Origin of the sequence: Pseudacidobacterium ailaaui, from assembly GCF_000688455.1 — a bacterium.
In the GTDB taxonomy this organism is placed as follows: domain Bacteria; phylum Acidobacteriota; class Terriglobia; order Terriglobales; family Acidobacteriaceae; genus Pseudacidobacterium; species Pseudacidobacterium ailaaui.
In genome coordinates this window covers 2,616,426-2,630,427 of the sequence record NZ_JIAL01000001.1, presented here as the reverse complement: position 1 = coordinate 2,630,427, position 14,002 = coordinate 2,616,426, and the positions used below count along the sequence as shown (strand labels likewise).

The 14,002-nt window shown below is 54.4% G+C and carries 13 protein-coding genes and 1 tRNA gene; 11 read left to right on the top strand and 3 right to left on the bottom strand.

Translation table 11 applies throughout. The features are described 5' to 3' along the window. Positions 1-34 precede the first annotated feature (34 nt). Positions 35-880, bottom strand: coding sequence for a queuosine precursor transporter (locus N655_RS0111735; RefSeq protein ID WP_238324701.1), 846 nt, complete (start codon positions 878-880; stop codon positions 35-37). A gap of 78 nt (positions 881-958) precedes the next feature. On the opposite strand from N655_RS0111735, the gene N655_RS0111730 reads away from it, so the two are divergent. The 8 genes from N655_RS0111730 (at position 959) to proC (ending at position 9,258) form a co-directional block, all read left to right on the top strand. Beyond that, positions 959-1,036 (top strand) — tRNA-Glu (locus N655_RS0111730). 163 nt (positions 1,037-1,199) lie between these two features. Further along, on the top strand, positions 1,200-2,012 hold the full coding sequence (locus N655_RS18635) for an alpha/beta fold hydrolase (RefSeq protein WP_044934547.1): 813 nt from the start codon (positions 1,200-1,202) through the stop codon (positions 2,010-2,012). 477 nt (positions 2,013-2,489) lie between these two features. Next, positions 2,490-3,278 (top strand): SDR family oxidoreductase, encoded by a 789-nt coding sequence (locus N655_RS0111720; protein WP_026443147.1) that lies wholly within the window; start codon positions 2,490-2,492, stop codon positions 3,276-3,278. Positions 3,279-3,415: 137 nt separating this feature from the next. Beyond that, the gene (locus N655_RS20770) at positions 3,416-4,036 is read left to right on the top strand and encodes a hypothetical protein (protein ID WP_069955826.1); all 621 of its coding nucleotides are present in this window, start codon (positions 3,416-3,418) and stop codon (positions 4,034-4,036) included. A gap of 184 nt (positions 4,037-4,220) precedes the next feature. Further along, entirely contained in the window at positions 4,221-5,474 is a 1,254-nt protein-coding gene (locus N655_RS0111710; protein ID WP_026443146.1) for a magnesium transporter, read from the top strand. Positions 5,475-5,571: 97 nt separating this feature from the next. Then, positions 5,572-6,540, top strand: a complete 969-nt coding sequence (locus tag N655_RS19905) for a sigma-54-dependent transcriptional regulator (protein ID WP_162173543.1) — start codon at positions 5,572-5,574, stop codon at positions 6,538-6,540. Positions 6,541-6,640: 100 nt separating this feature from the next. Further along, positions 6,641-8,410, top strand: coding sequence for a DUF885 domain-containing protein (locus tag N655_RS0111700; protein WP_026443145.1), 1,770 nt, complete (start codon positions 6,641-6,643; stop codon positions 8,408-8,410). Positions 8,411-8,433: 23 nt separating this feature from the next. Further along, on the top strand, positions 8,434-9,258 hold the full coding sequence (gene proC / locus N655_RS0111695; protein WP_026443144.1) for a pyrroline-5-carboxylate reductase: 825 nt from the start codon (positions 8,434-8,436) through the stop codon (positions 9,256-9,258). A gap of 112 nt (positions 9,259-9,370) precedes the next feature. Here the strand turns inward: proC and N655_RS0111690 are convergent, their stop codons facing one another. After that, the gene (locus N655_RS0111690; protein WP_026443143.1) at positions 9,371-9,865 is read right to left on the bottom strand and encodes a dUTP diphosphatase; all 495 of its coding nucleotides are present in this window, start codon (positions 9,863-9,865) and stop codon (positions 9,371-9,373) included. Between the two features lie 18 nt (positions 9,866-9,883). Continuing rightward, positions 9,884-10,117: a hypothetical protein gene (locus N655_RS0111685; protein WP_026443142.1), complete on the bottom strand. Its 234-nt coding sequence runs from the start codon at positions 10,115-10,117 to the stop codon at positions 9,884-9,886. Positions 10,118-10,584: 467 nt separating this feature from the next. Between N655_RS0111685 and N655_RS20350 the strand changes: the two genes are divergently transcribed. The 3 genes from N655_RS20350 to N655_RS0111670 all read left to right on the top strand — a co-directional run bounded on the left by N655_RS20350 (position 10,585) and on the right by N655_RS0111670 (position 13,995). After that, complete coding sequence (locus N655_RS20350; protein WP_081823693.1) at positions 10,585-11,328, top strand: GNAT family N-acetyltransferase; 744 nt, start codon at positions 10,585-10,587, stop codon at positions 11,326-11,328. Between the two features lie 113 nt (positions 11,329-11,441). Next, positions 11,442-12,071, top strand: coding sequence for a lysophospholipid acyltransferase family protein (locus tag N655_RS18615; protein ID WP_049961393.1), 630 nt, complete (start codon positions 11,442-11,444; stop codon positions 12,069-12,071). Positions 12,072-12,321: 250 nt separating this feature from the next. Then, positions 12,322-13,995 (top strand): nitrite/sulfite reductase, encoded by a 1,674-nt coding sequence (locus N655_RS0111670; RefSeq protein ID WP_026443141.1) that lies wholly within the window; start codon positions 12,322-12,324, stop codon positions 13,993-13,995. The last annotated feature ends 7 nt before the right edge of the window (positions 13,996-14,002 follow it).

The following is a 14,002-nucleotide window of genomic DNA, read 5'->3' as shown; positions in this document are numbered from 1 at the left end:
ATCCCGTCAAAAGCCGCTTTCCTTAGCCGATAGCCTATGCTCTGAGAGCAAATGGATTGAAATTTGTCTGTGTATCGAAGGCGTCTACGCCTTCCTTCTTTTTGAGCCAGGAAACAACCACGTACGTGACAGGGGTGGCCAACGTTTCATAAAGTACCTTGGTAAGATACGACCAAAAAATTACGCTCCCGATCGTGCGCCATGGGGTGCCCCAGAATGCAATCAGAATCACGGTCGCTGTGTCCACGGCCTGCCCCGTCACCGTGGAGCCGATCGTCCTCGTCCACAACCAGCGGCCACGAGTGAGTAGCTTAAGCCGGGCCAAAGTGTAGGAGTTCGTAAACTCACCCGCACAGTAGGCAATCAGACTTGCCACTGCAAATCGCGGCACCAGCCCAAACACGGTGGCAAAGGCCTGCTGATTATGCCAGTCACTTGCCGGAGGCAGCGCCACCGCAATCGCTCCCATGACGGAAAGCAGCCCCATCGCGAAGAACCCGAACCAGATGGCGCGCCGCGACGCCGCGTAGCCATAAACTTCCGTAAAGATGTCTCCGCAAATGTATGTGATGGGGAAAAGAAGCTGTGCCCCGCTGACCCGAATTGCCCCAAGGGAGCGCAAAAGGGGCACATCATAGGGCCCAAACTGGCAGATCTTTGGCCCGACCAGATTGGAAACCAACAAAACTACGACGAATCCAATCGTCAAAGCATCTAGATATTTGTATCTTTGCATGAAGTATGAAGTGGCAGAATACCGCAGTTTCTGGACCCAGCAGAGAAAATCCAAGGCATGGAGCCAGAAGACCCGCTTGGCTTTCTGTCGAAGATTGACTTCCACACAAAACAGGACGCGTGAATGCCAGGGAGACTTTGACATGTGTCGCGCAGATTGATAAATTTGGAAAAGTGCTCGCTGGCCGGCAGCACATCCTCCAAAGCATCCCATGCTTGCTGCGTCCCCGTCGTCTAGCCCGGCCTAGGACACCGCCCTTTCACGGCGATAACACGGGTTCAAATCCCGTCGGGGACGCCAAATTAAATAAGCTCACTTACGCGTATGTGCCGCCATGCACGCAACATGGTGGACCCAATCCATTGATAAAACCAGCTGGCGGACTTATTCCATTCGAGCAAGCACCACCAGGCGTTCGAGAGAAGTCGCCCGGCCACACACCCGCAGGCAAGAAGGAAAGGCAATGCACTCAACGACCAGAAATATCAGTGTTCATGGACTCGATATGAATATTACCGATTGCGGAGAGGGAAAACCTGCGCTTGTTTTCCTGCATTACTGGGGTGGCTCACACCGGACATGGACACCTGTGATCGCTCGATTAAGCGACCGATACCGTTGCATCGCACCTGATCTGCGCGGATGGGGTGAGTTTGGCAAAAGAGTGGCGGACTGCAGCCTTGAGCAACAAGCACGCGACGTGGAAGCAGTCATCGAAACAATGGGAGTCTCGCGCTACGTGCTCGTCGGTCATTCGATGGGAGGCAAGATCGCGCAGATGATCGCCGCCGGCCGCCCCGCCGGACTCGATGCTTTGATCCTGGTTGCGCCGGCACCGCCCACGCCACTTCTGGTCTCGGACGAAGAGAGGGAGATGAGGGCCAGGATCTATACGAGCCGCGAGGGCGTGGAGCAAGTACTCGCGATTCTGACCGAGCGGTCTCTGCCCGAAGAGTTGCGCGAACAGGTGATCAAAGACACTCTGAATGGATCTTCGGCGGCCGTCCAAGCGTGGCTCGATCACGGTATGCAGCTGGATATTTCGCATCGCGTGAGATCCATCCAGGTTCCCGTCACCGTTATCGTAGGCGATGCCGACAAGGTGGAAAATGAAACTACCTTACGACATGAACTCGGCAAGTGCATCCCCGAGGCGCGGTTTGAGATTCTGCCCGGTGTCGGGCACCTCTCTCCGCTGGAGGCGCCTCATGAACTTGAAGCTGCGATTTCTTCAGTCCTCGATCCATTGCTGGATCGACGGAACCCGGCGGCCTGATTCGATATGCATATGGAAGAGCCTCACCCTCCGTCCTCATCGCCTCTCTTGTCGACCGGACACCAAGCGAGTTCGCCAGCCAGTACGCGGCTAGCCGTGTACTGGCTAAAACCAAAACCAGCTGCGAACGAACATCAGACTTGGTACAGGAAAACGAGGACCTTCACCTATCCAGAGTTCCGCGCATAAAAATGGTATGAATTGTCCCGCAGCCGTCCCGGCTGTGTGCGAGTAGGAAACGCCTTGGGCATTTGCCCCTTTTGCATCGCTTGTTTTGGCTGCGGACCGAGTTGCAAACAGATAATTCAGGGTGCCGTGTAGGCGTTGTTCGTGGTAGTTGTGGCGTCAGGCCGGGATCATGCTCGTGGCGTCCAATCGGTTCCAGAACCAGCTTTCGTTCAAAACTCATCACGCCTGACGACGTCATTCTTCTTTTTGCTCTCGGCTTGCACGCAGAGTATTACCATAAGCTTGTCTATGGATACAGGATTAATAGACCGAGTTGCCATTGTGGCTGCTTCGAGCCAAGGTATTGGGAAGGCCACCGCCCTTTCCTTCGCTGCCGAGGGAGCACATCTTGCGTTATGCGCCAGACGGCAGGAACCTCTGGAGGCCTTGGCTCGCGAAATCTCAGGCCGGTATGGAGTGCAAGTCCATATTTCGTCGTTTGATGTCAGTGACGACTTGGCTGTACGCAACTTCGTAAACTCGACCTATCAACGTTTTGGCCGCATCGACATCTGCGTAACCAATGCAGGAGGCCCTCCAGCCAAAGCTTTTCTTGCAACCACCATGGATGAATGGGATCGGGCCTGGCAACTGAACCTGCGCAGCATCGTCTCTTTTGCGCAGGCCGTCATTCCCTATATGCAGCAGCAGCAGTGGGGTCGGCTCATTACCCTCACGTCCTACACCGTCAAACAGCCCGTGCCTGAACTGGTGCTTTCCAATTCGATTCGGGCTGGCGTCATGGGACTGGTTCGCTCCCTTGCCGGGCAGTTTGGGCCAGATGGGATCACAGTCAACAACGTTGGCCCCGGCTTCACCTCCACGGCACGCGCTGAGGAGCTACTGGAAAAGAGGGCTTCTGATCGTGGCCTGACTGTAGACCAGATCAAGAAAGAACTGCTTGCCGAAATACCCGTCCGCCGAATGGCCACTCCAGAAGAAGTGGCCGCAGCGATTCTCTGGCTTGCCTCCAAACAGGCTGCCTGCGTCACCGGGCAAACGATTCTGGTAGATGGGGGTGCCTACCGGGGGCTGTAAGTACAGTACCATCCGGTCGGATTTCCTGCATTTGCGGACCGGGACCATTCTTTTCTGAATTTTTTCGCAACATTCCGGCGAAATGTCGGGTTTCCATGAGCGGAACCGGGATCTTCCCGGCCGCAACAGGAGCAAGTATGAAACCCACGATCTTTGGTATGGCGATCCTTGCCTGCAGCCTCTCTTTTGGCTTTGCTCAGTCTACACCCACGTCCTCTTCCGTACAGGCCCAGACGGACAACAAACCAACGGTGAACCAGCGCCGCGAAAACCAACAGGACCGCATCGCAAATGGTATCCAGCGCGGCCAGTTGACCGCCGGGGAAACCAAAAACCTGGAAAGCCGGGAAGCCAACATCAATCGCGAAGTGCGCGATGACCGCAGAGCAGATGACGGCCATCTGACAGCGGCAGAAAAAGCACAGATCAACCGCCAGCAAAACAACCTCAGCCGCTCGATTTATAACGACAAACACAATGCCAATACGGCCCATTTTGGCCAGAATGAGGTGGGCCAGCGTCGTGAAAACCAGCAGGACCGCATCGCGCAAGGAGTGAGAAGCGGACAATTATCAGCCGGGGAGACAGCCAGGCTGGAAAACCGCGAACAAGGCATCAATCAGCAGGTCCGCGCTGACCGCCAGGCGAATGGAGGAAAATTGACTGGAGCAGAAAAGGCGCAGATCAACCGCCAGCAAAACCGCACCTCTCGTGCGATTTATCGCGACAAACACAACAGCGTGCGCGCTGCTCGTTAAATTTCCGGTCAGGCACGGCCACTCTCTTTGCTCAACCGCGCTTTTCCGGAAACAAGGGCCTTCATCGGATGGTGAAGGCCTTTATTTCTGCCTCAAACTCCCTCTTCCTTACCATCCGTAATGCGTCGATTCGCGTCCAAACAAAAGCAGCCCTGAATGCCTGTTAGACTGCACAAGGAAGTCCATGCACGAGAAGAACAATGGGCACAGTCTTAGCACGCTGATTGGTACGCCGGTAACGGATGTGCGCGGGCAGATACGCGGTCGGCTCAAGGACATTGCAGTTGGCACCGGTACAGAGGCAGGACGTGTGGTTGGACTGGTGCTGAAAACACGAGACGGCAACTGGCTGGTCCCCGCAACAGAGGTCCGTGAGACGCCGAGCGGAATCCTGGAGCTCCGTGAAAATGCGGAATGGAAGCCGGTCCCAGCAGATGGGACCTTCCTGCTTCTGCGTCAGGACCTGCTCGACCGCCAGATTATTGACGTCCACGGACGCAAAGTCGTGCGCGTGAATGATGTAGACCTGCAGTGGTTTTCCCATGATGAGAAGCAGGACCTGCGCGTGCGGGAAGTAGAAGTGGGGCTGCGCGGCGCTGTCCGACGCCTGCTTTTAGGGTTACTGCCCCGTCGCACATTGGACCAACTGGCCCGCAAATTTCCCGCGCGCGTCATTCCCTGGGAGTTCGTGGACCTGATCGAAGTCGATGCTGCTCGACGTGTAAAGCTGAAGATTGAGCACGAACGTTTGGCACAGCTCCATCCTTCTGACATTGCCGATATTCTTGAAGAGCTTGCTCCGGCTGAACGCGAAGCCATCATCACCTCTTTGGACGAGGAAGTGGCTGCCGATGCATTGGAAGAGGTGGATCCTAAGCTGCAAAAAGCCTTAGTGGAATCGCTCGATTCCGAGGTGGCCGCCGGCATTGTTGAGGAGATGGAACCCGAGGCCGCAGCAGATCTGCTCGCCGAACTACCTCACGAGCGGTCTGAGGCAATTCTGGAAGAAATGGCCCCTGAGGAAAGGCAGGAGGTGGAAGAGCTGCTGGAGTTCCGAGAGGATTCGGCGGCCGGACGCATGACCACTGCCTTCGTGAAAGTCCCTCTGGAGGGAACGGTCGCAGACGCCATTGAGGCGTTGCGCTGCTTCGAGGGCGATCCGGAAACGGTTACCGAGATATATCTCACAGATGAAAAGGACACGCTGAAAGGGGTGGTGCCGCTGGCGCGGCTCATATTGGCAAAACCAGAAACGCGCCTGAGTGTACTGGCTGAACCAAGGTTTGTTTCCTGCCAGGCCGACGCCCACCAGAGATATGTTGCCGAGCTGTTTGACAAATACAATTTGCGCGCCCTTCCAGTTGTTGACGAAGAGGGTCGTCTGGTTGGAGTCGTAGAAGCAGACCACGTCATCGCTTTTCTGCGCGAAAATCTGTAAGACAACCGCTGGAATGCATGGTGAACGGCGGCCGTATCTAATCCATTTTCTGAAATCGCCGATACACCTCACAAGACAATTTCATGGAGCATCGCTTGTGGGTGCATTGACACAATGGAACAACGGGGCCTTTTCCGGGGCCAGGCAGATACACCGACTGGGCAGCATGCTGGCGCAAAGCCTGGTCATGGAACGGCTCTTTGCCCGCATGCGGCAGACGGCCCCCCATGTCCGCATCGTGGCCTTTGAAGGTGAGGCCGGAACAGGCAAAATGCTGGCAGCACAAACGCTTCATGCATTTGGACCAGTATCGCGTGCGAACTTTGTTCCCTGCCCGGCTTCGCACTTTACCACCGGGGATGTGCAGCCGCTGCTGGAAGAAGCGAGTGGTGGCACGCTTTTTCTGACGCGTGTTGGCGATCTCGGACCGGAGCAACAATCGCGGCTCTTTGATTTTCTGGAATGGTGGGAACACCGCAGCACCCGCAACACAAGCGGTCATTTCCCGCAGCAGATATTTTTTAGCTCGCAGCAGCCAATACGCAAACTATCTGCCTCGGGGCGGCTGCGCGCAGACCTGTGCTATCGTTTGACCGCAATCCGTTTTGTATTGCCTCCGCTACGCGAACGCAGGGAGGACATTGCCCTGCTGGCTGAACACTTCGCCCTACAGTTTGGCGTAGAACAAAAGAAGCCCATTCGGGGAATCAGCGATACTGCCTTACAGCGGTTACTGTCTCATAGCTGGCCTGGAAACGTTCGCGAGCTGCAGATGACCATTTCCAATGCTGTTCTGGAAAGTGAGAGCCAATGGATTCGTCCGATTGACATTGCCTTACTCCCCTTGGAAGCGGTGCGACCTGCCATACGTCCAGCGGCGCCACAGGCAGAAGATTCTGAAGAAGATCCAAATCTAGACCGCATGATCGTACGTCATGTCCGTAATGTGCTGGCAAAGACTGGCGGAAATAAACTGCGCGCCGCCCAGATGCTGGGCATCAGCCGGTCTACTCTTTACCGACTGCTGGAGTCCAGCTCTGGACCAGCCGTGAAAGCCCTCGTCTAGCCGATGTCTCGTGGCGCAGGACAAGGATCGCCCTTCCCTCTTTTTAGTCAGGCGAGCCTGTGCCTGGAAGGCCCCTGCTTGATACACTGCCTTCTAAGCCATGAAAAACCTTGTTTCTCTTGCCCTTACCGGAGTGTTCCTTGCCTGCTCTGCCTTCGCACAGAACTCCCCCACTACGGCTGAGCGAAGCAAGGCGCTTGAGACGCTTTTCGCTGAAATCTGGCAGGACCGGTTACAGCACAATCCCGAATTTGCCTCATCTCTTGGTGATAAGCGTTGGAATGACCAGCTTACCGACTACTCCGTTGCGGCCTACAACGAAAAACTGGCTCGCGAACGCGACTACCTGGTACGTTTGGCCGCGATCGACACCACCGGTTTGAGCGAACAGGAGCAGCTAAGCAAAGACCTGATGGCCCGTGAGCTGGCGCAGGACCAGGAAGCTGCACTCTTTAAGCCATGGGAAATGCCCGTCAACCAGTTCAGCGGACTTCATTCTGAACTGCCACGTCTGGTTTCGCAGCTTAGCTTTGACACAGTCAAGGACTACGATGACTACATCGCGCGTCTCAGAAAGGTCCCGACTGCTTTTCAGCAGATTACGGACAACATGATGGCAGGTGTGGATGACCATCGTGTCCCGCCGAAGTATCTGCTGGAAAAAGTCTTGATACAAGTCAATACCATCGCCCAGCAAAAGCCGGAAGATACGCCTTTTGCACGGCCCCTGCATAAGTTTCCCTCCGGAATTTCCTCAGCCGAGCAGCAGCGCATCAAGACTGAGATGCTCGATGCCATCCAGAAACAGGTCCTGCCCGCCTATGCACGCTTTGCGAAATTCCTGCAGGCCATCTACATTCCCGCGGGACGTTCAGAGCCGGGGGTCTGGTCTATACCGGATGGAGACAAGTATTACGCCTTTTTGGTCCGCCACAGCACAACTACAGATCTGACTCCGGACCAAATCCACCAGATCGGCCTCGATGAAGTCAAGCGCGACGAAGCCGAAATGCTGGTGATTGCGCAAAAGCTTGGCTTCAAAGACGTGGCCTCGCTGCGGGCTTCCATTGCTGCCAATCCAAAGCTGCATCCGCAAAGCCGCGAGCAGTTGCTCGATGCCTACAGGCACGACATTGACGATATAAGGCCGAAACTTCCGGAGCTTTTTGGACGACTCCCCAAAGCGCCTCTCACGGTGGAAGCGGTACCGGAATTTATTGAAAAGGACCAGGCGCCTGCTTACTACGAACACGGCACGCCTGATGGCAAACGTCCTGGCACCGTATACGTAAACACATACGATTATCAGCACCGCTCATTGGCCAATGTCGAGTCCATTGCCTATCATGAAGGTCTACCCGGTCATCATCTACAGATCTCGATTGCACAGGAACTGACCGGCCTGCCTGAGTTCCGCAAATATGAGCATTACACAGCATTCACAGAAGGCTGGGGTCTTTACGCAGAACGACTAGGCAAAGATATTGGTTTCTATCAGGACCCGTATTCGGATTTCGGCAGGCTGGAAGCGGACATCTTCCGTGCCATCCGGCTGGTTGTCGATACAGGGGTGCATTCCAAACATTGGACGCGCGACCAGATGGTGCAGTATTTCCATCAGCACTCTGGATTGGATGATTCCACCATCAATGCTGAAGTAGACCGCTACATTGCGTGGCCGGCCCAGGCCCTTGGTTACAAGATGGGGCAATTGAAGATCCTGGAACTCCGCACGAGAGCAGAAAAACTGTTAGGCAGCAATTTCAATTTGAAAGCATTTCATGACGAAGTGCTGGATTCCGGCGCTTTGCCTCTGGATGTTCTGGATGAACGTGTCACCGCATGGATTGAACAGCAAAAGGCAAAATAAGAGTTGGGGAGATCAGTCAACGGATGAACACAGACCTTTCTCAGTTACGAGTGGCCGTACTCGGTGCAGGAAAAATGGGCGGCATTTTGTTGCAGGCATTTCTGAAACAGCAGCTGTTTACCAGCGACCAGCTCACTGCTACCGTCGCCCATGAAGAACGTGCCCAGGTGCTTTCTGCACAATGGGGCGTCGAGGTCACTACGGACAACCTGGCCGCGGCAAAAAGTGCAGACCTGATTCTGCTGGGCGTAAAACCATTTCAGGTCGCCGATTTGATTGCTCATCTTCAACCTGTACTCAACCCAGAGAAGATGCTGGTTTCTTTCGCCACGGGTGTAAAGACCGAGACCATGGAGCAAGCAGCAGGAGTGGCTTTACCGATCGTCCGCTCCATGCCAAATACTCCTTCCATGCTGGGCGTCGGTATGACAGCGCTCTGCCGGGGACGCTACGTAAGCGACGAGCAGATGGCCCTCGCCTCACGCATCTTTGAGACGATTGGCCGCACCGTGATTGTAGATGAAAAACATATGGATGCCGTCACGGCACTCTCTGCCAGCGGGCCTGCATACATCTACATCATCCTGGAATCCCTGGCCGAGGCTGGAGTAAAAGTAGGACTGCCTCGGGACACAGCGACTCTTCTGGCTGCACAAATGACCTTTGGAGCAGCGAAGATGGTGCTTGATACGGGATACCATCCTGCTTTGCTGAAAGACGCGGTGACCACACCGGCCGGATGCACCATTGACGGCATCCTGGAATTGGAAGAAGGAGGCCTGCGGGTGACACTGATTAAGGCCGTCATGCGCGCGGCCCAGCGTGCAAAAGAATTAGCTGCGGGTTGATTTCTTCAACCCGCACTTTTCATGTCCACGACAAGCCACGGCGTTGCATGGCTATGTGCAGCCATACAAAGGAAATGCCCTGACCACAAAAAGAATTTCATTCGTGCAGCAATCAACGCCCGCTGGAACCGAACCCTTTCGCCCCACGGCTACTTTCGGAAAGTTCATCCACAGCGATGACGGGAAGATGAGTGACCGGCAAAAACGGAGACATCTGCGCAATCTTATCGCCCTTTCGGATGACTACGCTTACGTCCGATTGTTCTAGTTCCGCATGAATCAACTTTCCATGCACATCTCGCTCGACATGCAAAGAAAAGCGTGGCTGATTCACGTTGATGAGACAGACGAGGATCTCACCGCGATATCCCGCATCAATTCTGCCGCCAGCATACGTTATTCCTTTGGCAGCCATCGAAGACCTGTCTCCTAAAACAAAGCCATATCCGTCGGAGGCTTCCACGGCGATACCGGTACGGACCTTCACGGGCACCCCCGGAGGCAGGGTTACATCTTCGACCGAATAAAGATCATAACCAAGATCACTTCCCGGATAATTGACTGTAGGTATCCGGGCATCAGGATGAAGGAGCTTAACTTTAATCATGTACGACGATAAGCTGCCTTACTTCGCGGGATTGGCGACTGGAACTGCCTGTTTCTTTTGTTTTGCCCAACGCCGTTTTTGCGCCTCAGCAATCCTGCGACGAGCGTCTGCGCTTAAATGACGCTTCTTGCGCCCCGTTGTCAGCGCACCGGTTAGAAAGCGGCTCGATCCCGATCCCTCCAACAATGCCCGGACTTTTTCCAAGCGGCTTATTTCCTCATCAATTGCGGCTATGATTTCGTCTCTAGACATTTCTTCTGTCCTTTATGCTTATAAGTTGTCGAACAAGGGGAACTATACAAGAATTTAAATTCATTTTATAAATGCTGCAATACCATTCTTCAGCAAAATAGCTTTAAAAACATATCAAGCAAAGATTACCAAAGAAGAAACATAGGTAAGTCCATGGTATGGGTTATTTCTTTCACATACTTTTATCTTATCGCCATCGAGAGACATTCCTCTCAGAGTTTACGCTGGCCTGCACGACCAAGAACACGCCCGGAAGCTGCCTCTTCCTGTGGAAATTGAAACAGAAGATTCATCAGGAATTTCAGTACTTTTTTTCAACCTGTAATCTTGCTCGATGGCCTTTGTAGCATCATCATGGCGTGGCTACATTATTTCGTCCCGCCATACCAACAGTCGCGCCGGGGCATTTTGGCGAGTTGCCGCCAGATCTCCAACCCGGCGTCTTTGCTGCCACTGGAAAATACCAGATGAGGCTAGCCGTTTCAGAGCAGGATCGCATCTCCGCCTGCCGACTCAGGTTCAGGGTCTTTAACCTGGAGCTGGGGGAGGGACTTTCGTCCTCATATCATACCGGCCTCGATATGGACCAGTTTGATTACGTTTGCGACCATCTTATCGTCGAAGACCAAAGTCATCATGAAATTGTAGGCACCTATCGGATGCAGTGCGGGATGACAGCTCTGCAAAGGCTGGGATACTACAGCGCACGGGAATTTGATTTCAGCCCCTATGAGGGTGTCCGCAGCGAGCTTCTCGAACTCGGACGCGCGTCTATTGACCGCGAGCACCGGTCCAGTGAGGTCTTGAATCTGCTGTGGAGAGGAATCGCACAGTATTGCAAGGTTCGGGGCCTACGCTATCTCATTGGTTGTTCTTCGTTAAATTCTCAGGATCCATCTGAAGGATGGGCGGTGTATGAACAACTCCAGCCTTACCTTGCTTCACCAGAATTCCTCACTACACCTACCCAAGCCTTCCGGTTACCACCGCAAAGATTTTCGATGAATGCCGCTCCCCGTATCCCAAGACTCCTAAGGACTTATATTGGAATTGGGGCGCGTATTTGCGGAGAACCGGCATGGGACCGCGATTTCGGAACCATTGACTTTCTTACCCTGCTTGATCTCCAACACTTGACGCCGGCAGCGAGGGAACGATTTCTACCAGACACAGAACAGCAGCCGCTTACGGCCGCATCATCCTGCGCTTAGCCCTATTGTTTTTTACGATTTTGCAAGCACTCTTGCGCTATACTGCACTGCGGCTCAGAAGGCCTCGGCCCACGCTTTATGACCGCGCCTGTTGGCTGCATGAAACCGCTTCTATGCTTCTTCGGCGCATTGGAATTACGGTACGCAGCGAAGGGCCGGTTCCAGAACTGGGACTGATTGTTTCCAACCATCTCGGTTATCTGGATATTCCATTGCATGCTGCGCTGGGTCCTCGGGTCTTTGTTTCCAAACGAGAGGTAGCATCGTGGCCGATATTTGGCCTGCTGGCCCGTCTGGGAGGGACCATTTTTCTCAAACGTGGGAACCGTCTTAGTGCCACCGAGGCCGCCATTGAAGTAGAATTTGCGCTCCGCTCAAATGTTCCCGTTGTTCTTTTTCCCGAGGGCACCAGCACCGATGGGACCACATTACTTCCCTTCCATACGTTCCTGTTCGAACCTGCTATCGAAACAGAATCTGCTGTAAGTGCCGCCGCTGTCCGTTATGGCTCTGCTGGTGCCGAAGAACGAGACCTTTGCTATTACGGAGAGATTCATTTTGCTCCACACCTGATGGAGACCCTGGCCCGAAAACAAGTATCTGGGTTGGTCCGTTTTGATGGCAGGTCGAAGATTTACTCTCATCGCAAACTGGCCGCGAATGACTGCTGGGAAAGAGTCGCCAGATTGCGGCTCAATGCACAACGCTTGCCGCATGCCGATATGGCCGGGCAATGGCTTTGAAAAGCAAGCCGGTCTTGCTGGAACCTTGGATTTTGCGCTTGACGCCTCAGGCGCAGACCTCTACCCTATAGACAGATCTCTATGATTCATTCTTTCACTTTTCCGGTCATGTGTTGCGCCTGTTGTTGCGCACGCGCCGGACTTGTGAGCGAATGATTCCAGCTACCTCCAGAGTTTAAATCGCCACAATAGCCCGCGCAGACTTCGCTGACGCGGGTTTTTTATTTCCAAATTTCATCACAGGAACAATATGAGCCAGATAGCCCAGACCCCTACGGTAAAAGAAACCAAGGCCCAGAAGATGGAACGTCTCAAACGTGAGAAGAATCCCTGGGAGGCCTTTCAAGAAATACGCGAGTTCGCGCGCCAGGGACGCGCCAGCGTCCTTCCGGAGTGGGCTTCGGCATATTTCAAATGGTGGGGCATTTATACCCAGGGTGACGGGGTCGGTGCCGTGGGCGGTAAGGGGGGAGAAGGGCTGGCAACTGAATATTTCATGATGCGGGTCGGTATCCCCAATGGAATTCTGCGCTCGGACCAGCTTCGCGTGATTGCGGACATTGCACGAAAATATGCGCGCAACTTTGCTGATATCACAGTTCGCCAGAACTTCCAGTTTCATTGGCTGACGATTGAATCCTTGCCCGAGATTGTGGATGCTCTTCATGCTGTTGGTCTCTCTCCCAAAGGGGCCTGCGGGGACGTGGTCCGCAATGTAACGGGCTGCCCTTTGGCCGGAATTGCCCACGACGAGATCATCGACGCTTCTCCGCTCGCTCTGGAAATCGCACACACCCTGATTGCCAACCCTGAGTTTTATAATCTGCCGCGCAAGTTCAAAATCTCAGTCTCCGGATGCCCGGTCTGGTGCAATTACCCTGAACTGAATGACGTGGCGCTCACGGCTGTCCGCCGAGGAGACCAGGTTGGCTATACACTGCGAGTCGGCGGGGGGCTTTCCAATGAACCACACCTTGCGGTCAAACTAGATGCGTTGATCAGCCCGGAACAGGCCCTGGATGTGGTCCGCCGAGTGACAGAGATTTTCCGGGACCAACAAGTGTTGCGGGAAAGCCGCGACCGTGCCCGCCTGAAGTACCTATTCACCCGTGAAGGATGGACTGCGGAGCGTTTCCTTGAGGAACTGGAATCACGCCTGGGATACAAACTCGACCCTGGCATCGAAGAAGTACCGCCATCTGATATTCTTCGCGACCATGTTGGGATTCATGCGCAAAAACAACCAGGCCTGACCTACGTGGGGGCTTCGGTCCTGCGGGGACGCATCAGCGGCGATCAGCTCGCGGCAGCTGCTGACCTCGCTGATCGTTATGGTTCTGGCGAACTGCGTACAACCATCATGCAGAACCTGCTCTTCATCAATGTGCCTGCCGAGAAAGCCATCGAGCTTACTGAGGAACTGGGCAAGATCGGCCTTTTTGTCGAGGGATCAGCATTCTGGCGAGGAGGCATTGCCTGCACAGGAACAGAGTTCTGCAAACTCGCGATCACTGAGACGAAGGGTTTTCTGCGCTGGCTGGTAGAAGAACTGGAAGAACGCGTTCCTGAGTTCACTGAGCAGATCAAGCTGCACGTAACCGGATGCCCGAATGGATGCGGCCAGCATTGGATTGCCGACATTGGGCTGGAGGGAAAGAAGGCCAAGCATGAGGGAAAGATGGTCGATGCCTATGTCTTTCATGTTGGCGGAGCAGTGGGTCAACATGCCGCCATAGCCCGACCCACCAATTATCGTGTCCCTGCAAGCGAAGTGCCTTTGGCATTGGAACGGCTTCTGCGCGCTTACCTGGCCGAGCGCAGGCCCGAGGACAATCTGCGCGCCTATTTCTCTCGGCAATCGGTAGAGGAGATACGCAACCGACTTTCAGGGACTGTAACTCCAGTCCCCGCAGAAATTGCGTAAGATAACG

Excerpts from the sequence above, each read along its gene's own strand:
- N655_RS0111735 (WP_238324701.1), bottom strand. The coding sequence starts at position 880 with ATGTCAAAGTCTCCCTGGCATTCACGCGTCCTGTTTTGTGTGGAAGTC.
- N655_RS18635 (WP_044934547.1), top strand. The coding sequence starts at position 1,200 with ATGCACTCAACGACCAGAAATATCAGTGTTCATGGACTCGATATGAAT.
- N655_RS0111720 (WP_026443147.1), top strand. The coding sequence starts at position 2,490 with ATGGATACAGGATTAATAGACCGAGTTGCCATTGTGGCTGCTTCGAGC.
- N655_RS20770 (WP_069955826.1), top strand. The coding sequence starts at position 3,416 with ATGAAACCCACGATCTTTGGTATGGCGATCCTTGCCTGCAGCCTCTCT.
- N655_RS0111710 (WP_026443146.1), top strand. The coding sequence starts at position 4,221 with ATGCACGAGAAGAACAATGGGCACAGTCTTAGCACGCTGATTGGTACG.
- N655_RS0111700 (WP_026443145.1), top strand. The coding sequence starts at position 6,641 with ATGAAAAACCTTGTTTCTCTTGCCCTTACCGGAGTGTTCCTTGCCTGC.
- proC (WP_026443144.1), top strand. The coding sequence starts at position 8,434 with ATGAACACAGACCTTTCTCAGTTACGAGTGGCCGTACTCGGTGCAGGA.
- N655_RS0111690 (WP_026443143.1), bottom strand. The coding sequence starts at position 9,865 with ATGATTAAAGTTAAGCTCCTTCATCCTGATGCCCGGATACCTACAGTC.
- N655_RS0111685 (WP_026443142.1), bottom strand. The coding sequence starts at position 10,117 with ATGTCTAGAGACGAAATCATAGCCGCAATTGATGAGGAAATAAGCCGC.
- N655_RS20350 (WP_081823693.1), top strand. The coding sequence starts at position 10,585 with ATGAGGCTAGCCGTTTCAGAGCAGGATCGCATCTCCGCCTGCCGACTC.
- N655_RS18615 (WP_049961393.1), top strand. The coding sequence starts at position 11,442 with ATGCTTCTTCGGCGCATTGGAATTACGGTACGCAGCGAAGGGCCGGTT.
- N655_RS0111670 (WP_026443141.1), top strand. The coding sequence starts at position 12,322 with ATGAGCCAGATAGCCCAGACCCCTACGGTAAAAGAAACCAAGGCCCAG.